The 23,931-nt window shown below is 63.1% G+C and carries 23 protein-coding genes; 17 read left to right on the top strand and 6 right to left on the bottom strand.

The window, feature by feature from the left end; genetic code table 11:
* Positions 1–118 precede the first annotated feature (118 nt).
* Entirely contained in the window at positions 119–2,308 is a 2,190-nt protein-coding gene (locus FJ964_RS07660) for an anthranilate synthase (protein WP_140549818.1), read from the top strand.
* A 5-nt stretch (positions 2,309–2,313) separates the two neighbouring features.
* Positions 2,314–3,261, top strand: a complete 948-nt coding sequence (locus tag FJ964_RS07655; RefSeq protein WP_140549817.1) for a cation diffusion facilitator family transporter — start codon at positions 2,314–2,316, stop codon at positions 3,259–3,261.
* Between the two features lie 58 nt (positions 3,262–3,319).
* Here the strand turns inward: FJ964_RS07655 and FJ964_RS07650 are convergent, their stop codons facing one another.
* On the bottom strand, positions 3,320–4,411 hold the full coding sequence (locus FJ964_RS07650) for a hypothetical protein (RefSeq protein WP_140549816.1): 1,092 nt from the start codon (positions 4,409–4,411) through the stop codon (positions 3,320–3,322).
* 100 nt (positions 4,412–4,511) lie between these two features.
* On the opposite strand from FJ964_RS07650, the gene FJ964_RS07645 reads away from it, so the two are divergent.
* The 4 genes from FJ964_RS07645 to FJ964_RS07630 all read left to right on the top strand — a co-directional run bounded on the left by FJ964_RS07645 (position 4,512) and on the right by FJ964_RS07630 (position 7,517).
* Entirely contained in the window at positions 4,512–4,949 is a 438-nt protein-coding gene (locus tag FJ964_RS07645) for a DsrE family protein (RefSeq protein ID WP_140549815.1), read from the top strand.
* Positions 4,950–5,008: 59 nt separating this feature from the next.
* The gene (locus FJ964_RS07640; protein ID WP_140549814.1) at positions 5,009–5,800 is read left to right on the top strand and encodes an SDR family oxidoreductase; all 792 of its coding nucleotides are present in this window, start codon (positions 5,009–5,011) and stop codon (positions 5,798–5,800) included.
* Positions 5,801–5,863: 63 nt separating this feature from the next.
* Positions 5,864–6,172 carry a putative quinol monooxygenase gene (locus FJ964_RS07635; protein ID WP_140549813.1) on the top strand — a complete coding sequence of 103 codons (309 nt, stop codon included), beginning with the start codon at positions 5,864–5,866 and terminating at the stop codon, positions 6,170–6,172.
* Positions 6,173–6,413: 241 nt separating this feature from the next.
* Positions 6,414–7,517, top strand: a complete 1,104-nt coding sequence (locus tag FJ964_RS07630) for an AbrB family transcriptional regulator (protein ID WP_140549812.1) — start codon at positions 6,414–6,416, stop codon at positions 7,515–7,517.
* Between the two features lie 37 nt (positions 7,518–7,554).
* Here the strand turns inward: FJ964_RS07630 and FJ964_RS07625 are convergent, their stop codons facing one another.
* Positions 7,555–8,628 carry a siderophore-interacting protein gene (locus tag FJ964_RS07625; RefSeq protein ID WP_140549811.1) on the bottom strand — a complete coding sequence of 358 codons (1,074 nt, stop codon included), beginning with the start codon at positions 8,626–8,628 and terminating at the stop codon, positions 7,555–7,557.
* Between the two features lie 470 nt (positions 8,629–9,098).
* Here FJ964_RS07625 and leuA point away from each other — a divergent pair, with 470 nt between their 5' ends.
* From leuA to FJ964_RS07600, 4 genes are all read left to right on the top strand, one after another.
* Positions 9,099–10,835: a 2-isopropylmalate synthase gene (leuA, locus tag FJ964_RS07615; protein WP_140549810.1), complete on the top strand. Its 1,737-nt coding sequence runs from the start codon at positions 9,099–9,101 to the stop codon at positions 10,833–10,835.
* Positions 10,836–11,017: 182 nt separating this feature from the next.
* Positions 11,018–12,793, top strand: a complete 1,776-nt coding sequence (locus FJ964_RS07610) for a hypothetical protein (RefSeq protein WP_140549809.1) — start codon at positions 11,018–11,020, stop codon at positions 12,791–12,793.
* A 325-nt stretch (positions 12,794–13,118) separates the two neighbouring features.
* Positions 13,119–13,922 (top strand): alpha/beta fold hydrolase, encoded by an 804-nt coding sequence (locus FJ964_RS07605; protein WP_140549808.1) that lies wholly within the window; start codon positions 13,119–13,121, stop codon positions 13,920–13,922.
* A gap of 113 nt (positions 13,923–14,035) precedes the next feature.
* On the top strand, positions 14,036–14,653 hold the full coding sequence (locus FJ964_RS07600) for a hypothetical protein (protein ID WP_140549807.1): 618 nt from the start codon (positions 14,036–14,038) through the stop codon (positions 14,651–14,653).
* On the opposite strand, the gene FJ964_RS07595 is transcribed toward FJ964_RS07600, so the two are convergent.
* Positions 14,637–15,560 (bottom strand): metallophosphoesterase, encoded by a 924-nt coding sequence (locus FJ964_RS07595; protein WP_140550007.1) that lies wholly within the window; start codon positions 15,558–15,560, stop codon positions 14,637–14,639. The two genes, FJ964_RS07600 and FJ964_RS07595, sit on opposite strands and share 17 nt — an antisense overlap.
* A 53-nt stretch (positions 15,561–15,613) precedes the next feature.
* Between FJ964_RS07595 and FJ964_RS07590 the strand changes: the two genes are divergently transcribed.
* Positions 15,614–16,111: an NUDIX domain-containing protein gene (locus FJ964_RS07590; protein ID WP_140549806.1), complete on the top strand. Its 498-nt coding sequence runs from the start codon at positions 15,614–15,616 to the stop codon at positions 16,109–16,111.
* 1 nt (position 16,112) lies between these two features.
* Here FJ964_RS07590 and FJ964_RS07585 read toward each other — a convergent pair whose 3' ends face one another.
* The gene (locus tag FJ964_RS07585) at positions 16,113–17,105 is read right to left on the bottom strand and encodes a glutathione S-transferase family protein (RefSeq protein ID WP_140549805.1); all 993 of its coding nucleotides are present in this window, start codon (positions 17,103–17,105) and stop codon (positions 16,113–16,115) included.
* 285 nt (positions 17,106–17,390) lie between these two features.
* Here FJ964_RS07585 and FJ964_RS07580 point away from each other — a divergent pair, with 285 nt between their 5' ends.
* From FJ964_RS07580 to FJ964_RS07560, 5 genes are all read left to right on the top strand, one after another.
* Positions 17,391–17,927 carry an N-acetyltransferase gene (locus tag FJ964_RS07580; protein ID WP_140549804.1) on the top strand — a complete coding sequence of 179 codons (537 nt, stop codon included), beginning with the start codon at positions 17,391–17,393 and terminating at the stop codon, positions 17,925–17,927.
* Positions 17,928–17,986: 59 nt separating this feature from the next.
* The gene (locus tag FJ964_RS07575) at positions 17,987–18,748 is read left to right on the top strand and encodes a 3-hydroxyacyl-CoA dehydrogenase (protein WP_140549803.1); all 762 of its coding nucleotides are present in this window, start codon (positions 17,987–17,989) and stop codon (positions 18,746–18,748) included.
* A gap of 66 nt (positions 18,749–18,814) precedes the next feature.
* Positions 18,815–19,594, top strand: a complete 780-nt coding sequence (locus tag FJ964_RS07570) for a HugZ family protein (RefSeq protein WP_140549802.1) — start codon at positions 18,815–18,817, stop codon at positions 19,592–19,594.
* Positions 19,595–19,749: 155 nt separating this feature from the next.
* Positions 19,750–20,094 carry a metalloregulator ArsR/SmtB family transcription factor gene (locus tag FJ964_RS07565; RefSeq protein ID WP_140496438.1) on the top strand — a complete coding sequence of 115 codons (345 nt, stop codon included), beginning with the start codon at positions 19,750–19,752 and terminating at the stop codon, positions 20,092–20,094.
* Between the two features lie 139 nt (positions 20,095–20,233).
* A complete protein-coding gene (locus FJ964_RS07560) occupies positions 20,234–21,037 on the top strand; it encodes an RNA methyltransferase (RefSeq protein WP_140549801.1) in 804 nt (267 codons plus the stop codon).
* Between the two features lie 2 nt (positions 21,038–21,039).
* Here the strand turns inward: FJ964_RS07560 and FJ964_RS07555 are convergent, their stop codons facing one another.
* A complete protein-coding gene (locus tag FJ964_RS07555; RefSeq protein ID WP_140549800.1) occupies positions 21,040–22,188 on the bottom strand; it encodes a hypothetical protein in 1,149 nt (382 codons plus the stop codon).
* A 189-nt stretch (positions 22,189–22,377) separates the two neighbouring features.
* A complete protein-coding gene (locus tag FJ964_RS07550; protein WP_224518884.1) occupies positions 22,378–22,914 on the bottom strand; it encodes an EipA family protein in 537 nt (178 codons plus the stop codon).
* A gap of 386 nt (positions 22,915–23,300) precedes the next feature.
* Here FJ964_RS07550 and FJ964_RS07545 point away from each other — a divergent pair, with 386 nt between their 5' ends.
* Positions 23,301–23,930: a histidine phosphotransferase family protein gene (locus FJ964_RS07545; protein ID WP_140549798.1), complete on the top strand. Its 630-nt coding sequence runs from the start codon at positions 23,301–23,303 to the stop codon at positions 23,928–23,930.
* The last annotated feature ends 1 nt before the right edge of the window (position 23,931 follow it).

Below are 23,931 nucleotides of genomic sequence, written 5' to 3'. Positions count from 1 at the left end.
CTGTTCGAACGCGTGCGCGTGAAAAGAGAAGGTGGCCGCAGCGGAATGTCCGGGCGGCCATTTGTTTTTTCCAAAGCCATTCCCGGGTCCGTTGCCCAAGAAGCTGATGGAGACGGCAATGACGATGAAGGTTCTGGACAACGGCGCAGAGAGTTTTGTGACCGGGGGTGGCATCACCATCACCCGCGAGCGCCACGACCGGCCTTATGAAGGCGCCATCGACGCCTATGTCGACGGGCTGAATGCGCGCCGGGGCGCGGTGTTCTCTTCGAACTATGAATATCCCGGCCGCTATACGCGTTGGGACACCGCTATCATCGACCCGCCCCTGGTGATCTCGGCGCGTGGACGGTCCATGCGCATCGAGGCGCTGAACCGGCGGGGCGAGGTGCTTCTGCCGGTCATCGTCAAGACGCTCGGCGATATCGCCGAGATCGCGATCGCCGAGGCGTCGAAAAAGCTGATCCGCCTCGACGTCGCCAAGCCGGGCCGTGTCTTCACCGAGGAAGAGCGCAGCCGCGTTCCTTCCGTTTTCACGGTGCTGCGCGCCATCACCGCCTTGTTCAAGACCGCCGAAGACGCCAATCTCGGCCTTTACGGCGCCTTCGGCTACGATCTCGCCTTCCAGTTCGACCCAGTCGACTACAAGCTCGAACGCAAGCAAAGCCAGCGCGATCTCGTGCTGTTCCTGCCCGACGAGATCCTGGTCGTCGATCATTATTCGGCCAAGGCCTGGACCGATCGATATGACTACGCCGGCAAGGGTTTTTCGACCGAAGGCCTGCCGCGCGACGAGATCGCCGAGCCGTTCAAGACCGCCGACCGCATCCCGCCGCGCGGCGACCATGAACCCGGCGAATACGCCAATCTTGTGCGCCGCGCGATGGACAGCTTCAAGCGCGGTGACCTGTTCGAGGTCGTACCCGGGCAGATGTTCTACGAACGCTGCGAGACCCAACCCTCCGAAATTTCGCGCAAGCTGAAGTCGATCAACCCCTCGCCCTATTCCTTCTTCATCAATCTGGGCGAAGGCGAATACCTGATCGGCGCTTCGCCCGAAATGTTCGTGCGCGTCAACGGCCGTCGTGTCGAGACCTGCCCGATCTCGGGCACGATCAAGCGTGGCGACGACGCCATTTCGGATAGCGAGCAGATCCTGAAACTGCTCAATTCCAAGAAGGACGAATCCGAGCTGACCATGTGCTCGGATGTCGATCGCAACGACAAGTCGCGCGTCTGCGAACCAGGTTCGGTGCGCGTCATTGGCCGCCGCCAGATCGAGATGTATTCGCGGCTTATCCACACGGTGGACCATATCGAGGGCCGCCTGCGCGAAGGCATGGACGCCTTCGATGCGTTTCTTTCGCACGCCTGGGCGGTGACCGTTACCGGCGCGCCGAAACTATGGGCCATGCGCTTCATCGAGCAGAACGAGAAGAGCCCGCGCGCCTGGTATGGCGGCGCCATCGGCATGGTCAATTTCAACGGCGACATGAACACCGGCCTGACACTGCGCACCATCCGCATCAAGGACGGCATTGCCGAGGTGCGTGCCGGCGCCACATTATTGTTCGACAGCATTCCCGAGGAAGAAGAAGCCGAAACCGAACTGAAGGCATCCGCCATGCTCTCCGCCATCCGCGACGCCAAGACGGGCAATGCCGCCAGCACCGAGCGCACCACCGCGCGCGTCGGCGACGGCGTCAACATCCTGCTCGTCGACCATGAAGACAGCTTCGTCCACACGCTGGCCAATTACTTCCGCCAGACCGGCGCCAATGTCTCGACCGTGCGCACCCCGGTGCCGGAAGAAGTTTTCGACCGGCTGAAGCCGGATCTCGTCGTGCTGTCGCCCGGTCCCGGCACGCCAAAGGATTTCGACTGCGCCGCCACCATCGCACGAGCGCGCGCCCGCGAGCTGCCGATCTTCGGCGTCTGCCTCGGCCTGCAGGCGCTGGCCGAGGCCTATGGCGGCGAATTGCGCCAATTGCACATTCCCATGCACGGCAAGCCGTCGCGCATTCGCGTCTCCAAGCCCGGCATCATCTTCTCCGGCCTGCCCAAGGAAGTCACCGTCGGCCGTTACCATTCGATCTTCGCCGATCCGGTGCGGCTACCTGACGATTTCGTGGTCACCGCCGAGACCGAAGACGGCGTCATCATGGCCTTCGAGCACCGCAAGGAGCCGATCGCCGCGGTGCAATTTCATCCGGAATCGATCATGACGCTCGGCCACAATGCCGGCATGCGCATCATCGAGAACATCGTCGCCCACCTGCCGCGCAAGGCCAAGGACAAGGCCGCCTAGAGACGATGGTCGAAACGCGGGACACGATGGCGGTCGCGGCGAAGGCCGCGACCAGGCGCAAGGTCGCAAAACTTGCCTTCTGGTCGATCGTCGTCGCTTGTGTGGTGCTCGCACTCAAGCTTGCCGCCTGGTACATTACCGGTTCCGTCGCACTCTATTCGGACGCGCTGGAATCGATCGTCAACGTCATCGCCTCGGCCGCCGCGTTCTGGGCGATCCAGGTGAGCTACAAGCCAGCCGACCAGGACCATCCGTTCGGCCACCACAAGGCCGAGTATTTCTCGGCCGTCCTGGAGGGCGTGCTGATCGTGGTAGCGGCACTCTTGATCCTGAACGAGGTCTGGCAATCCTGGCTCAATCCCGTCCCGCTCCAGCAGCCGTGGAAAGGCCTCGCCGTCAACGGTGTGGCGACGGTCATAAACGCCTTCTGGGCCTGGGCGCTGATCCGTACAGGGCGCAACGCAAGATCGCCGGCACTGGTCGCCGACGGCCAGCACATCATGACCGACGTCGTGACCTCGGTCGGCGTCTTCGCCGGCCTGGTCGGCGCGGTGCTGACCGGATGGCAGATCCTCGATCCGGCGCTGGCCGTGATCGTCGCGCTAAACATTCTTTGGCAGGGCTGGCATGTTATCGGCTCGTCGATGAACGGGCTGATGGACCGCGCCGTCGATACCCAGGAGCACATGCGCATCCGCGACATCATTTCGGCCAATTGCAAAGGCGCGCTCGAGGTGCACGACCTCAAGACACGCATCGCCGGCCGCGCCACCTTCATCGAATTCCATCTGGTCGTCGATGCCGACATGTCGGTCGGCGCCAGCCATGTCATCTGCGACCGCATCGAGGATGCGCTGCAGGCGGAAATCCCTTCCGTGCGCGTCACCATCCATGTCGAGCCCGATGATGAAGCCAAGCTGCCAAAGGGCACGACGGCGGTGCCGTTCGCGTGAGGTGGTTTCCCGTCACGACCTTGGAAAATTAGCCGAAGCTTCTCGACTTCGGGGGCGCTTACGGCGCGCAGGCTGATTGCGGCATCGGCTGCAGCCGGTAGACCTTGTCGTCGGACGTCGTCTTGCCGTTGGCCGCGGTCGAACACAGGTCAAGGATGGGCAGGCTGTTATTGGGATTGGCCAGCATCATCGTGCCGTTGGCGCCGCGCTTGAGGAAGATTTCCTTCTGCGCGATGTCGCAGGCAAAATCGCTCACCTTCGAGCTCGCCGCGCAGCGCCACTGGTCGGCCTCGCCCTGGCAGGAATAGGCCTGCGTGACCTTGCCCGACTTTTGTCGCGTCGTGACCGAAACGGCGATTTCGGCGCCGTCAGGCCAATTGGGAAGGTCGCCGCCCGCCGCGAAGGAAGCCAGTTCGACCGGCCCACGGAACACGCGGATCGACTGCGTCACCTGGTCAGGATGCGAGCCGAAATGCGCGGCATCGTAGTCGCGGCCGTAGCAGAAAGCCTGGTCCGGCTTCAGCCGCTCGCGCAGCGGGGGCCCGAGCGCCGGATCGATCGGGTCGATGCGGGCGAATTCCGCCTTGCAGGTCGCGGCCGGCATGGGGTCGAGGCGGAACTTGTCGTCCTGCGAGCCGAGCGCCTGCCTGTTGTATTCAGTGGTGCCGAGTTCCTCTTCCGAACCGGCATCGAGATAGATATCGGGCTGCAGGTCCGACAGGATCAGCCGGCCTTCGTCGTCGACCTTCAGCGACGCCAGCGTGCGGTCGCATTCCATGCCGCAGTGGATCAGGCCTGGCGTGCCCTCCTCGGATTGGTGATTGCACCAGCCGCCGGCCCATTCCGGAGCCTGGGCGCCACGCACCGTGGTGGTGACGAAGCCATTGTAGGACGTGTCGGCATTCGCGGCCGGTTCCTCGTTCGGCCTGCTGACCGGATCATGGCCATAGTAGAAGAAGATCCGCGCCACCTTCTGCTCCGGATGCGCCTTGAGGTGCTTGGCATCGTAGATGCGGCCGAAACAGGCGTCCTGACCGTTGGGACTGAGTTCGGTGAGCTTGGCGGCCTCGTCGGCGAAAGCCGTCGCGCCCAGCAGAGTTAACAAAGCCGCTCCGGACAGGACGCTTGCCAGTCTCTGTTCGAACGCCATGTGACCCCTCCGCATCGGCAGGACGCAACGTCAATTCATGCTACACTCGGCGCCGCGGCCACGCAATTCGCGGCCATCTGTCAACCGGGAGACTATTGTCATGCGCCGACGCGACATGTTCCGCGCGATTCTCGCCGGAGCCGGCACGCTGATTGGGCTCCGGGCGGCGCAAGTCGCGACCACCGAGCCTACGAGATTGAAGGTCGCCTACCATCTCAGCGACCTCGACAAGGTCAATTTTGTGCTCGGCAACATCAAGAACCATTACGAAGGCACCGGCGGCAATGTCGATATCGCGCTGGTCGTCCATGGTCCGGCTCTTGCCGGTTTCAAGTCGAAGGGGGTATCGGCGGCGATCTCCGGTCGTTTCACCGGTCTCGTCCAGCAAGGGCTAGATCCGCATGCCTGCGCCAACACCATGCACGGCATGGACATTTCCCTCGCCGACCTGCTCGACGGGTTTCATGCGGCTGACAATGGCGGTGTCGTCAAGCTCGCCGAACTGCAAAGCCGGGGCTATGCCTATCTCAGGCCTTGAAGCTGCATGGACTTGAATGCAAGGGTGGCAAGACCCACGAAAAACCCGGAGGAACGACAGTGCCAGCGACGACCATTCCCCTTGGGCTTGTCATTCCCGATCTCGCCGGCAAGGCGGTGCTGGTCACCGGTGCCTCGACCGGCATTGGCGCGGCACTCGCCTTGGCCTATGCGGCGCAGAAATGTCTCGTCGCACTGCACTACAATTCCAGCCGTGACGCCGCCGAGAAACTTGGCAGGGCCATCCGCGACAATGGCGGCGAGGTGTTTCTCGTCCAGGGCGATTTTTCCCTGGCCGCCGACGTCGAGCGTGCCGTCGAGGACAGCGCGCAGCATTTCGGCCGTCTCGACGGGTTGGTCAACAATGCCGGCGGCATGCTCGGCCGCGTGCCCTACGCCGAACAGACAGAGGCGCATTACGACGCGGTGATGGATCTCAACGCGCGTTCGGTGCTGACCGCCTCACGCAAGGCGATGCCGTGGCTGAAGAGACAGGGCGGCTTCATCGTCAACACCTCCTCGATCGCAGCGCGCAACGGCGCCGGCGGCGGCGCCGGGCTCTACGGTTCGGCCAAGGCCTTCGTCTCCAACGTCACGCGCGGCATGGCCAAGGAACTGATCGGCTTCGGCATTCGCGTCAACGCGGTTGCACCCGGCACCATCCTCACGCCGTTCCACGAACGCTATTCCACCGAAGAGCAGATCAGGGGTATGGTTGCCACCATTCCGCAAGGACGCGCCGGCACGGCTGAAGATTGCGTCGGTGCTTATCTGTTCCTCTCTTCCGATTTGTTGAGCGGCTACATTACCGGCCAGGTGATCGAGGTGAATGGTGGCCAGTTGATGCCTTGAGCCGCGACCTGCATACTGGCGAACGGCATACTCTTGTCGAAAACGCTGAAGGGAGACGAAGGGATGTACGGTCTGATCGGCAAGATGCGAGCGGCCCGCGGCCAGCGCGACGCTGTCATGGACGTCCTGCGCGCCAGCACCGGCGCCCTGCCCGGCTGCCTGAGCTATATCGTTGCCACCGACCCGGCCGATGCCGATGCCATCTGGGTCACAGAAGTGTGGACTGACCAGGCAAGCCACAAAGCTTCACTGCAGCTTCCCGAAGTCCAGGCGGCTATCGCCAAGGCGCGGCCTTTCATCGCCGGCTTCGAGTTCCAGGTGGAAACCAATCCCGTCGGCGGCTTCGGATTGGCGGACACCACAACCGGCTGACCGGATGGGCGACCCGATAACGACAATCGGAGCCATGGCCCAAAGATTCCTTTGATCGAATCCTGATCGCCCAGGCAATGGTGGACGGCATTACCTTCCTGACGATGGACGATCTTGTCGCCAGCGGTCCAGGTCCTGTTCGAAGGCTTTGACTGGGACGCCCCAGTAAAACCAGCCACGAGTGTCACAGCTTTTGGCGTCGCAGGGTTGCATCGTGCCGCTTCGAGTCTAAGACCAGAACATGGATTCCTCGCCCAAGCAGCCATCTCCGGGCCAACCGGCCGTCGAACGCATGGCGCGCATGCGCAAACCCTGGCAGTGGCTGGCCCTCCTCGTCATCTCCGTTCTGTTTGCCGGCGCGCTCGAACTGGCCGCCCTGCCGGCGGCGCTGCTGATCGGGCCGATGCTGGCGGCCATCGTCGCCGGCACCAACGGCGCCACGGTGCGCGTGCCGCGGCTTCTGTTCGGCTCCGCCCAGGCAATCGTCGGCTGCCTTATCGCCGCTTCGATCTCGGCCGACATTTTTCGCGTCTTCTACGCCGAATGGCCGCTCTTCCTCGGCGCCGTGACAGCCACTGTCGCGGCGTCCAGCCTGCTCGGCTGGCTGATCAGCCGCTGGCGCATCCTGCCCGGCACGACCGCCGTCTGGGGATCCTCCCCAGGCGCGGCCACCGCAATGGTGCTGATGGCCGGCGCCTTCGGCGCCGACCAGCGCCTCGTCGCCTTCATGCAGTATCTGCGCGTCATCTTCGTCTCGATGACGGCGGCGCTCGTGGCCAAGATGTGGGTTGACACGTCGGGCATCGAGGTGCCGCCTATCGTCTGGTTTCCGCCGCTCGACGCCCAGGCCTTCGCCGCAACCATCGGCATCGCGCTGGTCGGCGGGCTGGCGGGAAAGCTTTGCCGGCTGCCTTCGCCCTTCTTTCTGGGCACCTTCATCTTCGGCGCGGTGATCCACCTTGGCCTCGGCGTACCGATGCAATTGCCGCCATGGCTGCTGGCTGTCAGTTACGCCATGGTCGGATGGTCGATCGGGCTGAACTTCACCAGGCCGATCCTGCGCCATGCGACACGGGCCCTGCCGCAGATCGTCGCTTCGATCGTGGCTCTGATCGCCTTTTGCGGCGGCCTCGCCTTCATGATCAGCCATCTGCTCGGCATCGATCCGCTGACCGCCTATCTCGCCACCAGTCCCGGCGGCATGGACAGCGTCGCCATCATCGCCGCCGCCGCCCAGAACGTCGACATCTCCTTCATCATGGCGCTCCAGTCGGCGCGTTTCCTGATCGTGCTGCTTGTCGGCCCGAGCATCGCGCGGCTGGTGGCGCGCACGGTGAAGGAATAGGTTGCTCCGCTCCGGCTGCCGGCACACTTATGGATTCCTAATCCTCGTCGCCCTCGGCCTGCGCGTCGCGACGCCAATAGGCCGTTACCAGGTGCCGATCGCGGCCCAGGCCCCACTCCTTGCGCACGATCTTGCGGATCTCCCGGAAGTCGGTGAACTCGCATCCGGCCCAGACGTAGAGGCTATCGGCAAGCGTCATGTGGCTGCGCTCGCGCAGGGCGGCCGTCAGCAGGCCGGCGGTGCCGGCCGGGCGGTCGTGCCGGTAAAGCCAGGTGATGTCGATGTTGTCGCCTTGCGCCAGCGCGATGCGGTCGTCCGGGCCGTCGACCTCTATGAGCGCCTCGACGCGGGTTGACGGCCGCAGTTCCTCCAGAATCCGGCCAATTGCCGGCAGCGCGGTGTCGTCGCCGACCAGCAGCAGGGTTTGCGCCGTCGGCGTCTCGCCGCCGCTTGGTCCGACCATGCCGATGACGTCTCCCGCCACCGCGTTCTGCGCGAATGTGGCGGCGGGCGTGTCATGGCCGGGGTGCAGCACGAAGTCGACATCGAGCCAACCGCTAGTCGGATCCACCGCCCGGATCGTGTAGATGCGCACGGTGAGCGCATCCTCACCGGCAGGCCACACAAGCAGGCCGTCGGCGCCCATCGAGGGCCAAACGGGCGGCCTGCCTCGCGGCGGCAGCAGCAGCCGGATGTGCAGGCCGCCATGGGTAAACCGCCCAAGATCATCGCCTGCAAAGCGCAAGCGCTGCATGTGCGGAGAAATCCGCGTTGAGGAGACCACCGTGATTTCGCGGAAGAAGATCGGAGTGCCGGTGTCGCGGCCATCGCCTTGCCAGCGCAGTCCGCTCGTCGTTCCGAGATGCTGCGCGACGTGGCCGGCGACCGTCATCTTCATGTAGGAGAGGCAGGTTTCGTCTATAGCCGAGACGCGGATCAGCATGGAGTCGCCCTCGAGTGCCGCGCTCAGCGAACCGTAGTACAGGCGAAGTTCCCATCGATCGGCAACACCGGTCTCGACCTCGAATTCGCTGTGCTCGGTGCGCAGCCGGTCCATCACCGACCTGATCGCCGCATTGCTGATCCGGGTTTGCGCTCGCAGTTGGTCCATCGTTCGCGTCCTTCGAAACGGTTTGAAGCAATAGGCCGCAAGACGGCCGCGCCGGCAGCGGCATGCCATAGACGTTCCGAAGTTTCCACAGAAACTTGAATACATAAGTCATATTATATACCGTCAGGCGGGACATGGTCCGGCACGCTCCCGGCTGTCGGCATGGCTCTCGGTACTGCTTGCCTCCGGCTGGCCGCTCCTGTATGAAACCGCCATGAACACGCGCGCCACCACCGCTTCCCGTCAGACCGGCTTTGCCGGCGAGACCGTGCGCGCGCTTGCCTCGACGCTGCTTCTTCTCGGCCTTATCGGCGATCGCCGGGTTCGCTGAAGGAGCGCCCGGCGGTCGAGCCGCCGCGCAAGCGCATGCTCCTTGGCAGTCACATCAAGCGAACGAAAAACTGGTAAAAGGCGCCACTCGCCACCCATCCGTCTGAAGGCGGATTCGAGGGTCGCCGGGAGAAACGACGATGAACGCACGAGAAGAAATCCGCGTAAGCGAGGCCCCGGCGGGCCAGCAGAACGGCGGCATGCCGGATGCCGCCCGCAAGTACCAACCCTACCCAATCGTCGGCCTCACCGACCGGACCTGGCCCTCGAAAGTGATCGACAAGGCGCCCATCTGGTGCTCGGTCGACCTGCGTGACGGCAACCAGGCGCTGATCGACCCGATGGGCCACGAACGCAAGGCGCGCATGTTCGCGCTGCTGCTCGACATGGGTTTCAAGGAGATCGAGATCGGCTTCCCTTCGGCCTCGCAGACCGATTTCGACTTCGCCCGCTGGTGTATCGAAGAGGGCAGCGTACCGGCCGACGTTTCGCTTCAGGTTCTGGTGCAGTGCCGGCCCGAACTGATCACCCGCACCTTCGAAGCGCTCAGAGGCGCCACCAACCCGATCGTGCATTTCTACAATTCGACCAGCGAGCTGCAGCGCCGCGTCGTCTTCGAGAAGGACGTCGCCGGCATCAAGCGGATCGCCACCGATGCCGCCAAGATGATCACCGACATGGCAGCCAATGCCGGCGGCGGCTACCGTTTCGAATATTCGCCCGAAAGCTTCACCGGCACCGAGCTCGAAGTGGCGCTGGAGATCTGCAACGCGGTCACCGAGATCGTGAAGCCGACGCCTGACAACAAGCTCATCATCAACCTGCCGTCGACCGTCGAGATGTCGACGCCCAATATCTATGCCGACCGCATCGAGTGGATGTGCCGCAATCTCGACAGACGCGAGAACCTGATCATTTCGCTGCACCCGCATAATGACCGTGGCACCGGCATCGCCACCACCGAGCTCGGCCTGATGGCCGGAGCCGATCGCGTCGAAGGCACGCTGTTCGGCAATGGCGAGCGCACCGGCAATGTCGACATCGTCACGCTGGCGCTCAACATGTACACGCAAGGCGTCGATCCGGAGCTGGACTGCTCCGATATCAACCGGATGAAGGATGTCTACGAATATTCGAACCAGCTGAAGATTCCCGAGCGCCATCCCTATGTGGGCGAACTCGTCTACACCGCCTTTTCCGGCTCGCACCAGGATGCCATCAACAAGGGTATGAAGGCGCTGAAGAAGGCCAACACGCCAGTGTGGGAGGTTCCCTATCTGCCGATCGACCCGGCCGACGTCGGCCGCAGCTACGAAGCCATCATCCGCATCAACTCGCAGTCCGGCAAGGGCGGCATCGCCTATGTGCTGCAGGCGGATTACGGGCTCAACCTGCCGCGCAACCTGCAGATCGAGTTCAGCCAGGCAATCCAGGCGATCACCGATGCCGAAGGCAAGGAAGTGCCGGCCAGGCGCATCTATGAGCGCTTCCTCGATACCTATGTCGACCAGCCGGGCGCCAGGCTGAAATTCCTCGATCACCACACCTATCCGGACACCGAGGTAAAGGGCCGACGCGTTGTCGAGGCGGTCATTCTCGACAACGGCAAGGAGATGACGATATCAGGCACAGGCACAGGCCCGATCGACGGCTTCGTCGATGCGCTGTCGCGCCATGTCGGCGTCGATATGTCGGTGCTCGACTATTCCGAGCACTCGATGCAGCGCGGTTCGAACGCCTCGGCAATTTCCTACGTCGAGATGGAATATCCCGACGGCAAGCTCTTCGGCGCCGGCATCAACACCAATATCGTCGCTGCCTCGCTGGAGGCCGTGGTGTCCGCCGCCAACCGGATTATCGGCAAAAGAGCCGGTTGATACAGGCCCGGAACGACATCGGGACCATCGTCATCTGGCGATTGGTCCCGACCTCTGTGTCATTAACCACCGGGAAATTATCCGGTGTGGTACGCGATCGCATAATATGTGTATGCTTGTACGGTGGTGCGGTAACGATATGATCGCGCCTCAACCTGTGCCGACTTCGAGAGGATCGACACTTGCAGCATGCCACGCCTGCCGCCCCCGCAGTGCGCGATACACTGGAGCGACTGCTTGCCAGCGAAACGTTCGGAAGATCCGAACGCGCGCGCAAACTGCTTCGCTATCTCGTCGAGCGCGAGCAGGCCGGGGAAGCCGACAGACTCAAGGGCTTTTCCATCGCCATGGATGTTTTCGGCAAGGACGGCGATTTCGATTCGTCCACCGATGCCGTCGTGCGGGTGCAGGCGGGCCGGCTGCGTGAGTTGCTGCAACATTATTTCGCCAATGAAGGCATTGCCGAGCCGGTCCGCATAGCCATTCCGCGCGGCGGCTACGTCCCGGCCTACGAACTCAATGCGATCCGCTTGCCGCAAGCAGCGGAAACCGTCAGTCAGGCAGAGCCGACAGCCACCCTGCCCGAACAGTCCGGTGCCGCGGGTGACGCCGCACCCATGGCGGCCTTGCTCGGCCAGGTTCCTGCGGCGGGCCTCTCTGTGACACGCCATCTCAGGTTCTTCTGGATGGCGATCGCCGTGGTTATCGCCATGTTGGGCGTTCTGATCCTGCGCCAGGGCGGCGGTGCCTTGCTGGCGGGAGGCGACATCCCAGCAACGTTGGAGACCGCCGGCGAAACCGGCAGCATCACGCCGTCGCCCATGGTCGAAGCGCTGCCGCTCGTCTACATCGCCCTCAAGTCCAACACTCCCAACGCCAGTCGCGTCGCCGCATCGCTGCGTGCCGGCCTGAGCGGCTTTGATACGATCGACTTCATCGGTCGCAACACCGTCAACAAGGCCGATCCGGTCGCCGATGCGACGAGTTTCATTTTCGATATCCTGCCTGGACCAGACGCGGGCGACGTTACAATCGAACTGCAAAGCTTGGCGTCCGGACGGGTGCTGTTGTCGCGCAACCTGACCGCCGCCGACAGTGCGCCAACCGTGGTCGAGGATCGCATATCCGGCATTCTCAGCGCGGCACTTCCCGCTTCTGGCACCATCTACAATTACATTGAGCAGTCCGGCGCGGAGACCGGCCTGACGCAGTGCCTGCTGCTTAACGACAAATACTATCTCGACCAGAACGCCAGGACTCACGAGACGGCCTATCGTTGCCTCGAAGCCCTTGCCAACAGTGGCGCGAAATCGTCGCTGGTTTATTCGGAACTCGCCTCATTGCATTTGGAGGCCGTGACCGACCACTATGCCTACCCACCGGACGCAACGATCGAGAAGGCGATGACGTTTGCCCATCGCGCCGTGCAGATGGGGCCGACCAGCCCGTACGCACATCGCTCCTACGGCTACATCAATTCACGCCTCGGCAACGCCGACGAGGCCCTGCGATGGATGCGCAAGGCCCATGATCTCAACCCCTACGATCTCGCCATGGCCGCCGCCTATGGCTACGGGCTGGTTTTCGCCGGCCGGTACGCCGAAGGAACACCTCTTCTGGCGCACGCCGTGGATGCCTCGAGCGGCCACCCGACCTGGTGGGACTTTGGGCTTTTCGCCGGAGAATTAATGCTGGGCGATACCAGCAAGGCAGCGATAGCCAGCAGCGCTCTGAGAACCACTGCGGCGAAATCGCACTATCTCGCCGCCCGTCTGATCGGCGCCAAGATCAGTGGTCGAGACAAACAGGCACGCAGGCTGCTTGATGAGCTGATAACCGAGTTTCCGAAATTCGCCGCCAATCCGCGCGCAACCTTCATCGACAGAAAATATCCCGCCGATCTGACCGAGCGGCTCGTCGACGCCTTGCGTGCCGCCGGGCTCTTCAACGCGAGCTAGAGCCATTCCAGGGCAGCGAGTGCCGGTTTCCCTTCCGGAGTTGCGTAAAAGGCAAAGACTTCAAGCAGACGGCGATTCCATCGAATCCTGAAAGACCCCTAAAAGCGTTTCGCGTCGAAACGGATTCATGCGACACGCCTTAGGTCTCTTGTCTCGCGTGTCGTTCGCCCAAATCGAGGTCGCTTTTGGGAGCGGCATCCGCCAGCAGCCGGCTCGCTGTTCGGCCAATCGCCTAATCGCGAAAATTTTACTGGCGAATGCTCTGGACTAGGAGCAATTCAGCCACATTTCCATCGCGCCTTCTTGAATAAAGCCTCAACCTTTCATGACTTCATCACTTTATGCCGACGAACGAGGTGTTGGTTCGAAGACCATCGTCCTGCTGCATGGTTTTGGCGGCAGCCACGATGTCTGGCGCGAGGTGATCTCCTTGCTGCCACCTTCCGTACGCACATTGGCCTATGATCTGCCGGGACACGGCCTGTCGCTCGACTTTCCGTCGGCTGGACCGGCCAAGATCGCGGCAAACGCCATCCTTGCCGACCTCTCCGCACGCGCGATCAAGCGCGTCCACCTCGTCGGCCATTCGATGGGCGGAGCGGTTGCAGCGCTGATGGCGTTGGCGGAGCCGGCAAAAGTCGCCTCGCTGACGCTTCTGGCGCCGGGCGGTTTTGGCCCCGAAATCAATGGGCCCTTGTTGCGCCGCTTTGCCCGCGCACAGGACCTGGCCGAAGTCCAGGCCTGCCTCGCCGCAATGTCGGGCCCTCGAGCCGCGCCCTCGCGTCGCATGGCCGAATTGCTGTGCGAAATGCGCGACCGCCCCGGACAAACGGAAAAGCTCGTCGAGATCGCGGCCGCCATGACCAGGGGCGATCGACAGGGCGTCATCCCACGCGAGCGGCTCGATGCGCTGAACATGCCGGTGATGGTGGCGTGGGGATCGGACGACGCCGTTCTACCCTTTACCCAGGTGGATGACCCGCCGGAGCGCTTCCATGTGCACCATGTGCTGGAGGCCGGCCATATGCTGGCCGAGGAAGCGCCCGACCTGATCGCCGAAATCATTCGCCGCAACAGCAATCGCCGCGTCGGGCCGCATCGGGTGAAACTGTCCGCCGCGGCCAGCTGACTTCTTCGCGGTATGCGCCGCCTGCGCCGGTGCCCGGATGCCTTGATCTCGCCAGTGCATTTTGCCGGCGGCTGTGTTAACTCCATGTTAACCAAACCCGCGAGGCCACGCCCATGAAGGATGCAGGCGAAAAGATCATCGACCCGTCGAGAAAATTGTCCGATGCCATTCGCGATGTAAAGAATGCCTTTGCCGATCGCGACGACGTCGTCGTCGACATGCGCGAGGCACATCGCATGCGGCTCGACCTTCTTGCCGCAGAACTCGCGCCCGTTTTTGCCGACGTTCCCGCCGACATGGACAGTTTCGACTTCGTCGTCTCGTCCGGCCTGCAGCCGCGCCTGTGGATCGACGCCGTCAGCCATGTCGCCATGGGGCGCGACCGCCGCACCTACAGGTTTCTGAAGGACACCCGCATCGGTCGCGTGGTGCTGGCTGAATCGAGCGACATGAAGCCGGTTGCCGATTCCGTGACGCGCTATGTCGCCGAGCGGATCGTCGAACGCCAGAGAATGATGGAAGGTGGCGTCGAGGCTGCCGTTCCCGGCATGAAGCGGCACGTGGTGCCGGAAGCCGAGCCTCCTTTGCGATCGCCGCCGCGCAACAAGGGCTGGTCGGCCGTCCTGTCCGGTCTTGGCCTGATCGCCGCAGGCGCGCTGGTGGGACTGGCGGTTTCGATCGTGCTGTTCTGGGACCGTATCGTGGCGCTGGGGCTCAGCTTGCGGCCATAGCCGGTTGCGCCCCGAGCTCCAGCGTCTGCATATCCGAAGGCGGTATCGCCGGCCCGGTCAAGCCGCGCCGCGTCAGGCGGATGCGCCAATCGCCTTTTTCACCGTCTATGTCGAACAGATTGTACTGCGCCGCCGGAGCCTTGCCGCCGGGGGCCTGGCCGGCCGCGGCGACGCCGACCACCGGGACCTTGGCGTCGCGCGGGCCGATCTGAAACAGCGACGGCAGATGTGAATGGCCATGCAGGACGAGCTCGGCACCGTGCCGGCGAATGATTTTATGGAAGCGGGCGATGCCGAACAGCCGCTTGTGCTGCGGGACGGCGCCCCGCACCGGCGGATGATGGATCATGATCGCACGGAACAATCCTTGCTTCGCCGTCGCATCAAGCATTTTGCGCAGCCGCTCGGCCTGGCCTTCCATGAAGAAGCCATTGGCCATAAAGGGTGCCGTGGCGCGCGCCGTGGTGATGCCGATCAACGCGACATTGCCGCGCACGCGCAGATAGGGAAACGAATTGCGATCGACCGGACTGTTGACGCCGTCGCCCGTCATCCATGCCGCCCAGGACCGGCACACCTTGTCGAAGGCGCCAGGCACATAGGCGTCATGATTTCCCGGGACTACCGACACGTCATGCGGCGAGCCGAGCGTCTCCAGCCAGTGCTTGGCCATCTCGATCTCGCCGTCGAGTGCCAGGTTGACGAGGTCCCCGGTGACCGCGAGGTGATCGGGCGCGCTGGCCTTGATATCGGCCACGATGGTGTCGATGACGGCATCGTGCATGTGCCGGCGGCGGTTGCGCTGCCAGTTGACGTAGCCCAGCACCCGCTTGGAGGCGAGATCGCGATAGGTTACTTCAGGGAGTGGCCCCAAATGGATATCGGAAATATGCGCGAGCCTGAACATTTCTCCTTCATAGGCGACGCGCACGCGGCTTTCCACCCACGGTTTCGCGACTGATGACGACCGATCCCGAGAGCACTTTGCGCCAGACCGGCTGGCCGGGACTGCGAGCCAGGCTGTTCCATCTCTACTTCGTGCTGCGGCGGCCAATGACGCTTGGCGTGCGCGGGCTCATCCACGAAACGGCATCCAACTCCCTCTTCCTCATCCGCCACACCTATGTGCCGGGCTGGCAGCTTCCCGGTGGCGGAGTCGAGATCGGCGAGACGATGGCCGAAGCGCTGACGCGCGAACTGGCGGAAGAGGGCAATATCACGCTGACCGCTCCGCCGGTGCTGCGCTCGATGCATTTCAACCGCCGCGCCAGCCGCCGCGACCATGTCGGCTTGTATTTGATCGAAAAATTCAGCCAGACGGCCCCGAAACTGCCGGACCGCGAGATCGCCGAGGCCGGTTTCTTTCCCCTCGACCGTTTGCCGCAGGGCACGACGCCGGCAACGCTCCGGCGCATCGCCGAGGTTTTGGGCGGGAAGCCGCCGTCACCCTACTGGTAGTTCAGGCAGCCGCCTTGGCGAACCGTGCCCTGTCATGCCGCGCGCCGTAATCAAGTTCCGGTCCCACAGGCACGATGCGCGTCGGGTTGATCATTTCGTGGCTGCCGTAATAGTGCGACTTGATATGATTGAGGTTCACCGTGCCGGCTACGCCCGGCACCTGGTAAAGATCGCGTAGATAGTTCGATAGGTTCGGATAGTCGGCGATGCGGCGCCGATTGCATTTGAAATGGCCGACATAGACCGGATCGAAGCGCACCAGCGTGGTGAACAGCCGCCAGTCGGCTTCGGTGATCCGCCCGCCGACGAGATAGCGCTGGTTCGACAGCCGATGCTCCAGCGTGTCGAGCGCGGCGAACAACTCCCCGAACGCTTGCTCGTAGGCGGCCTGCGTGGTGGCGAAGCCAGCGCGATAGACACCGTTGTTGATGGCGGGATAAACCAGCGCATTGACCGCGTCGATCTCGCCGCGTAGCGCCTGCGGATAGAAGTCGAGATTGGGGTCACCCCAAGCATCGAAAGCTGAATTCAGCATCCGGATGATTTCAGAGGATTCGTTGGAGACGATGGTCTCATCCTTTTTATCCCATAGCACCGGTACTGTAACCCGGCCGGAATAGTTGGGGTCGGCTCTGGTGTAGATCTGGTGCAGGAAATCCAGGCCGTAGAGCGTGTCACCTGTGGCTCCGTCCTGCGCCAGGAACGTCCAGCCATCGGCGCCCATGAAATGATGGACGACGGACACGGAGATGATGCCTTCAAGCTTCTTCAGCGCTCGGAAGATCAGCGTTCGGTGCGCCCAGGGGCAGGCAAGCGAGACATAGAGGTGATAGCGACCGGGCTCCGCCTTGAAGCCGCGGCCGCGGCCTTCGGCAGGCGCCCCGTCACGAGTGATCCAGTCGCGCCATTGCGACTGCGCCCGCACGAATTTGCCGCCGCTGCCTTTGGTGTCGTACCAGCGGTCCTGCCATTTACCTTCGACCAGCAATCCCATCGCTTGTCCTTTCCTGTCTGAGACATGATGTAGGGCTTCAAGCCGTTGCGTGGAATCATCGGGCGCTGAACAGATCGTCAAGCACGTCGCGGCGCCCGTTGCTCTCTACTTGCAAACCGCCGATTGCAGCGGCGGGAAATTGATGCTAGCGGACACTCCGCATGTTCGATTTTGCTTTGATCCGGTTCGACCGACGACGAAAGGGCGCCCACGCTTGATAAAGCGCTGATTGGCGAATGCTGCCGTTTGCAGCAAACCTTTCCTCCTGTACCGGATGCAAAGACCATGAGCCTTGCCGACGTAGAATACCTGCCGGAAACTCCGGCGCATGACCCTCAGATCGAAGCCATCAATGACGAAGCCTTCGGGCCCGGCCGTTTTGTGCTGGCCGCCTACAAGATCCGCGAGGCCGGCGGGCATGAACGCGCGCTGTCCTTCGTGGCCGTGGACGGCGATCTCGTGGTAGCATCGGTTCGCATGACCCGCATCGCCGCAGGCGCCGGACGCGCGCTGATGCTCGGGCCGCTCGCGGTGCGGCCGGCCTTCAAGAATCTCGGCATCGGCCGCCGGCTGGTGGCGATCGCGCTGGAAGCTGCCGCCAAGGCCCGCGCGCCCGCCGTCATGCTGGTCGGCGACGAGCCTTATTATGGACCGCTCGGCTTCAAGCGGATCCCGCGCGGCCAGATATCGATGCCACGTCCCGTCGATCTCGACAGGCTGCTGTCGCACGAGATCATGCCGGGCGCGGTTGCAAGGCTCACGGGCGAGGTCTGCCATGCCGACCAGGCCAGGGTCGCCGAGCACTTCGCCGCGATGGCTTGACCATTCCCGCCGATTGCGCGCCTGATCCACGCCTGACTCTCATGTGAAAGGATGACGCCATGAATCCGAACGGCGAGGTCGCGGTTGTTACCGGCGGCGGCTCCGGCCTTGGCGAGGCGACGGCGCGCGCGCTGGCCGCCAGGGGCGCCCGCGTCGCCATCTTGGATGTCGGTTACGATCGGGCGGCCAAGGTGGCGGCGGAGATCGGCGGCATCGCTGTCCAATGCGATGTCGGCAGCGCCGACAGCGGTGTTGCCGCGCTTGCCGAGGTCACGGCCAGGCTTGGCGAACCGCGCATCCTGGTCAATTGCGCCGGCATTGCCATCGGGGTGAAGACGATCGGCAAGGATGGTCCCCATCCTCTCGATCAGTACCGCAAGGTGATCGAAGTCAATCTGATCGGCACTTTCAACATGATCCGCCTCGTCGCCGACCGCGCCGCAAAGCTCGAGCCGCTGCAGGGCGGCGAGCGCGGCGTCGTCGTCAACACCGCATCCGTCGCCGCCTATGACGGCCAGATCGGCCAGGCCGCCTATTCGGCATCAAAGGGCGGGGTCGTCGGCATGACGCTGCCGGTGGCGCGCGATCTTGCCCGTTCCGGCATCCGGGTCTGCACCATCGCACCCGGCATATTCAGGACGCCGATGATGGCCGGCATGCCGCAGGAGGTGCAGGATTCGCTGGGCGCCGCAGTGCCCTTCCCCTCGCGCCTCGGCGAGCCGTCGGAATATGCGGCCCTTGCCTTGCACATCATCGAGAACCAGATGCTCAACGGCGAGACCATTCGTCTCGATGGTGCCATTCGCATGGCTCCGAAGTAGCACTTGCCAGCCTGGCGCCATCGTCTGATAAGTGGAATGGATAAATCAACTTAGCAGGGCGAGCATTTGGCCGATCGAACGAAGGACGTGATCCGCGAGACCGACGCCGAGGCGATCCGGCTGGCCAAGACGCTCATGCGCTGTGCCCGCTTCGGCGCCCTAGCGGTGCTGGAGCCGCAAACGGGTTCGCCGCTGGCCAGCCGGGTCGGTGTCGCCACCGACATCGACGGCACGCCGCTGATCCTGGTGTCGGAGCTTTCGGCCCATACGCCCGCCATCCTTGCGGACCCGCGCTGTTCGCTGCTGCTCGGCGAGCCGGGCAAGGGCGACCCGCTCGCGCATCCCCGGTTGACGCTGATCTGCCGGGCAGCGCGGATCGAGCGCGGATCGGACGCGCATGCACGCGCCGAACGCCGCTATCTCAACCACAACCCGAAGGCCAGCCTCTATGCCGGCCTCGGCGACTTCTCGATCTTTCGTCTCGAACCGCAGCGCGCCAGCCTGAACGGCGGCTTCGGCAAGGCCTACCTGCTCGATCGCACCGATCTCATCACCGACGGGCCGATCGTCGAGGAACTGGCATCCAGCGAGCAATCCGCGATCGACCACATGAATGCGGACCATGTCGATGCCGTCGCCCTCTACGCGCGTCATTTTGCCAGGGCATCCGGTGACGGCTGGATCATCGCCGGATTCGACGCCGACGGCATGGATCTGGCGTCCGGCGACGATGCCAGCAGGGTCTTCTTTCCGCGGCCCTTGGTCACGGCGCACGAGTTGAGGCACCTCTTGGTCGATATGGCCAAGAGCGGCCGGGCGGCGACGTCGGCAAATAACCGCACTTAAATTACGTTTGATCAAAAGCAACGCTTGAGATTTGAACGAAATGTTCTACCCTTTGGCTGTGGCGCTGACTCGTGGCGACCATTCACAACTGAATTTATGGATTCAGGCACCATTGCCCCCATGGTGCCTCGATGAGCAAAGAGCATGGGGGATCGATGATCTCGACAAAGCTAATCGCCAACGCCGGATCGGCGGCCGAATTTCTGATGCTGATGGGCAACGAAAAACGGCTCTTGATCATGAGTTATCTCATCGACGGTGAAATGTCGGTCGGAGCCATCGCCGAGAAGGTGATGCTCAGCCAGTCCGCCCTGTCGCAGCATTTGGCAAAGTTGCGGGCGCTGGACCTTGTGGACACCCGCCGCGACCGCCAGATGATCTACTACTCCTGCAAATCCGACGCTGTGCGCGAACTGCTTGCCACGCTCGACGGCATTTTCGGCAGCGGCAAGGATGATCTGTCCCAGATGGCACAAAGGCTGCGCCGCGCCGGAACTTGAACGGCTGGTCGCGTAAACGTTTACGCCACCGGCGGCCTTCGGCAATGTGCGTCCATCCTGGGCGCGCAAAATACACTTTGACACTGCATCCGCGCATCGTGTTCTTGGCAACCGATTCCGATTGTCAGCCGAGGCTCAGATGATCCTTGTCCACATCGACGATCCGCGGGACCTGCGCGTCGCCGCCTATCTCGACATCCGCGAGCGTGACCTCGCCGGTCGACAGGGCCGCTTCATTGCCGAGGGCAAGGTCGTGCTCGACATGCTGCTGTCGGCCGCGCGCTTCCGCGCCGAATCGGTGCTGGTTCTGGAGAACCGGTTGGCCGGCCTCGAAGAAATCCTGCACAAGGCATCTCCTGACCTGCCGGTCTATGTCGCCGCCGGAGCTGTGATGGATGCCATTGCCGGGTTTCACATGCATCGCGGCATTCTTGCCATTGGTCGCAAGGAGGCGCCCCAGCCGGCCGAGGCCCTGCTGGACGGCTTGCCTGCCCAAGCATTGATCGTGGTGCTCGTGGGCATCGCCAACCATGACAACATGGGCTCGATTTTCCGCAACGCCGCCGCGTTCGGCGCCAACGCGATCCTTTTGGATGCGACCTGCTGCGATCCGCTCTATCGCAAGGCGATCCGCGTTTCGGTCGGCGCGGCCTTGAAGGTTCCGTTCGCCTCGTTCAGCGACACCGCGCGGTTCGCCGCGACGCTCGACCGGCGTGGCTTTACCCAATTTGCGCTGTCGCCACGCGGGACATCAGACATACGCGATGCAAAGCCGGCCGAACGCCTGGCACTCTACCTCGGGACTGAGGGCCAAGGTCTGCCCGAAAGCCTGCTCGCCCGTCTCAATACTGTTCGGATCAAGATGTCGGAAGGCTTCGACAGCCTGAACGTAGCGGCGGCGTCCGCCATCGCCCTGCATCATTTCTGCGCCGGCGGTGCCTGAATTCAATCTGCCGCAGCCGCCTTCTGTAACGCCCGCACGCGGTCGGCAAGGCTGCGGCCGCCGCTGTTCGGACGCGCATCCTGCGGCGCCTCTAGCGCCTTGGCGATCGGCGACCCCGGCCCTTCGAGCTTGGCTGTCAAGTTGACGACCTCCGCCGCCAGGTCATTCATCTGTTCGCGCAACATGGAACTTGCGTGGCGTGTATCGCCCTGCGGGCTGGCGGCCTCGGCGGCGGACAGATCCGCCTTCAGCCGCTTGTTCTCGCGTGCCAGTGCCGTAAGTCTGGCCTCCAGTCGCTCACGGTCGGCGTCGAGCCTGGCGATCGCCTTTTCGACGTCGTCGCGCCTGTCCGCCTGTACCTGCCCGCCGATCAACCGCAAGGCCGACGCGCCGTCCTCGGCCTTCGCTTTTTCGCGCTGCCGCGCCAGATCTTTCTCGCGGCGTTCGAGCTTCTCCTCTCGGTCGGCAAGCGTGGCGAGCAGCCGCTCGACTTTCTTGTCCAGTTCGGCGGTTTTTTTCCTCTCGGCCTTCAGCGCCTCACGCGCGGCCTTGCTTTCGGCCGCGATCTCCTGGTTGCGCCTGTCCGCCTCCTTGCGCTGGCCGCGCAGCAGCGCGATATCGCTGGCTAGCTTCTGCAACTCGGATTCGCGCGCCACGAGTTCGATCTGACGGCTGCTGGAGGAGAAGCTGGCGTCGTCATACATGCGTTCCAGCTTCTCAAGCTCAAGCGCGCGTTTCTCCAGTTTGCGTTCGGTCTCCTTGAGCCGCTCGGACAGCCGGTGCAGTTCATCCTCGCGCTCGTGCAGCGCCGCGTTCTTGGCGGCCAGTTCATCGAGCACCTGGTTCTTGTCCATGCGCTCCACCGCCAGCCCCTTCAGGGCCTCGCGGCCGCGATTGATCTCGATGAGCTGCTCGGTCGACTTCTCGCGCAGCGCCTTGACGTTCATCTCGAGGCGGCGCGTCGCCATGGCGAATTCCGCCCGGATCCGGTCCTTGTCGGCCCCGATTTCGGCTTGCGTCAGCGGGATCGAGGCTTCGATGCGTTTGCGCGTCAGGGCGACCGCCCGCCGCCAGATGGCCGGAGCCACCATCAGCGCCAGAAAGCCGGCGCAGAGAAAGCCGAGAGCAAAGAACAGGACCGACTGAACCAAGTGACTATCCGTTATCGCGCGCCGACATGCAACAATGCGAGGATCAAAAGCCGGTCGCGACCTTTGACCGTTACTCTGTTGGCATGACGGAAATCCGGCGCTGCGGCAAGGGCTCGCCGCGGCGCATGTGGGTCATCGGATCTGGATTCTCATCGAAAGCGTATGCAACATTCCGGTCGTGAGCTCGGGTCAGAACGGATTCCACGTCGCCCGTTCGGTAAGCTTCAGGTAGCCGAGATTGACGCCAAGCCGGGCGCCGACGCCGGTGCGGATCGGCACCAGCAGCACATTGTTGTTCTTCAGCACGTTGAATCCGACGCCCGCCACCACATAGGCCGAACCGGCGACGCCGCCATAACGGTTGTAGAGATTGCCGACGTCATCGAGATTATAGACGAGCATCATCACCCGCGACCCCTCGCCGCCGAAATCCCAGCCGAGCGACGGGCCTTGCCAGAACACTTTATGGTCGCCGGCATTCTTGGTGTAGAGCGTGCCTTCGCCATAGGTCAGGCCGCCGATGAGCGCGCCGGATCCCTCCTCGCCAAGCAGATAGCCATTGGGCAAGCCATAGGAAGCAAAAATCTTCTCCACGACTGTGGCAAGGCCGCCCGATGTCGCGCCGAAGAACTTGTGACCGGAATCGACAATCTCCTGAGCGGTATACTCCTGGGCCCGCAGGGCCGATGTCGAGAAGACGAGAACGCCCATGAGCGTGATCGCCATTGAGAGGACACGGAAAAAACTCCGGCCGTAGAATCGGGAAAACATGCTTCCAATCTCCGTCAGGGAGCACTTTCGCCGACGCCTCGCACCCGTACGGCTCTTTAGGCGGCCGTTAAGGATGGCTGTTAGGGGCAAACTATGCCGTAATCCTTTTTCAACCATTAAACTCGCACATGAAGATGGCGGTTCGAAGGCTGTTGGGGTCGTTCATACAGGCAAGCAGCCTGCGTGAACGCGCCATAGGCCCCAACGGCGATTTTGGGTTTGTTGCTGCACGCACGGGCGCTGTGTATTCAGAAAGCCAGGGAAGAGAGCGTGATTCGTGTGGGCAGGCGACGATCGATCGCGCGGCCATGATTTATGGGATTTTGCAGGGATTTTCGCCGATGTCCGATCTTTTCACCCTTTCCGCACCCGATCTGGCGGCACTTTTGTGCAGCCGGGTCTGCCACGACATCATCTCGCCTGTCGGCGCGATCAACAACGGGCTTGAACTGCTCGATGAAGGCGGAGCCGACGAGGACGCCATGAAGCTGATCCGTCAGAGCGCCCGCAACGCCTCGGCGCGCCTGCAGTTCGCCCGCATCGCCTTCGGCGCGGCTGGTTCCGCCGGCATGCTGATCGACACCGGCGATGCCGAAGCCGTCGCTATCGCCTTCCTCAAGAACGAGAAGCCGGAACTCACCTGGAATGGAACCCGTGCACTGTTGCCCAAGAACAAGGTCAAGCTGCTGCTTAACCTGATCCTGGTCGCCAACGCCGCCATTCCACGCGGCGGCAAGCTTTCGGTGACGCTGGAGAATCTCGAGACCGAGCCTCGCTTCGCGCTTTCGGCGAGCGGCCCCATGTTGCGGGTGCCGCCGAAATTCCTCGAACTGCATTCCGGCCACAAGCCGGACGAACCGATCGATGCGCATTCGGTGCAGCCTTACTATACGCTGCTTCTGGCGCGGGAGGCCAATATGACCATATCGATCCATGCGACCGCGGAAGAGATTGTGCTTTCGGCGGCCTGAG

This window comes from Mesorhizobium sp. B2-3-2 (assembly GCF_006442295.1).
Taxonomy (GTDB): Bacteria; Pseudomonadota; Alphaproteobacteria; order Rhizobiales; family Rhizobiaceae; genus Mesorhizobium.
The sequence above is the reverse complement of the archived record's forward strand: the minus strand, read 5'-3'. Positions and strand labels throughout refer to the sequence as shown.

Coding starts and splice junctions, on each gene's coding strand:
- FJ964_RS07650 (WP_140549816.1), bottom strand. CDS start 4,411: ATGGCGTTCGAACAGAGACTGGCAAGCGTCCTGTCCGGAGCGGCTTTG.
- FJ964_RS07550 (WP_224518884.1), bottom strand. CDS start 22,914: ATGGCGATCACGCTCATGGGCGTTCTCGTCTTCTCGACATCGGCCCTG.
- leuA (WP_140549810.1), top strand. CDS start 9,099: ATGAACGCACGAGAAGAAATCCGCGTAAGCGAGGCCCCGGCGGGCCAG.
- FJ964_RS07580 (WP_140549804.1), top strand. CDS start 17,391: ATGAGCCTTGCCGACGTAGAATACCTGCCGGAAACTCCGGCGCATGAC.
- FJ964_RS07645 (WP_140549815.1), top strand. CDS start 4,512: ATGCGCCGACGCGACATGTTCCGCGCGATTCTCGCCGGAGCCGGCACG.
- FJ964_RS07655 (WP_140549817.1), top strand. CDS start 2,314: ATGGTCGAAACGCGGGACACGATGGCGGTCGCGGCGAAGGCCGCGACC.
- FJ964_RS07625 (WP_140549811.1), bottom strand. CDS start 8,628: ATGGACCAACTGCGAGCGCAAACCCGGATCAGCAATGCGGCGATCAGG.
- FJ964_RS07635 (WP_140549813.1), top strand. CDS start 5,864: ATGTACGGTCTGATCGGCAAGATGCGAGCGGCCCGCGGCCAGCGCGAC.
- FJ964_RS07605 (WP_140549808.1), top strand. CDS start 13,119: ATGACTTCATCACTTTATGCCGACGAACGAGGTGTTGGTTCGAAGACC.
- FJ964_RS07630 (WP_140549812.1), top strand. CDS start 6,414: ATGGATTCCTCGCCCAAGCAGCCATCTCCGGGCCAACCGGCCGTCGAA.
- FJ964_RS07565 (WP_140496438.1), top strand. CDS start 19,750: ATGATCTCGACAAAGCTAATCGCCAACGCCGGATCGGCGGCCGAATTT.
- FJ964_RS07600 (WP_140549807.1), top strand. CDS start 14,036: ATGAAGGATGCAGGCGAAAAGATCATCGACCCGTCGAGAAAATTGTCC.
- FJ964_RS07585 (WP_140549805.1), bottom strand. CDS start 17,105: ATGGGATTGCTGGTCGAAGGTAAATGGCAGGACCGCTGGTACGACACC.
- FJ964_RS07595 (WP_140550007.1), bottom strand. CDS start 15,560: ATGTTCAGGCTCGCGCATATTTCCGATATCCATTTGGGGCCACTCCCT.
- FJ964_RS07575 (WP_140549803.1), top strand. CDS start 17,987: ATGAATCCGAACGGCGAGGTCGCGGTTGTTACCGGCGGCGGCTCCGGC.
- FJ964_RS07545 (WP_140549798.1), top strand. CDS start 23,301: ATGTCCGATCTTTTCACCCTTTCCGCACCCGATCTGGCGGCACTTTTG.
- FJ964_RS07590 (WP_140549806.1), top strand. CDS start 15,614: ATGACGACCGATCCCGAGAGCACTTTGCGCCAGACCGGCTGGCCGGGA.
- FJ964_RS07560 (WP_140549801.1), top strand. CDS start 20,234: ATGATCCTTGTCCACATCGACGATCCGCGGGACCTGCGCGTCGCCGCC.
- FJ964_RS07660 (WP_140549818.1), top strand. CDS start 119: ATGACGATGAAGGTTCTGGACAACGGCGCAGAGAGTTTTGTGACCGGG.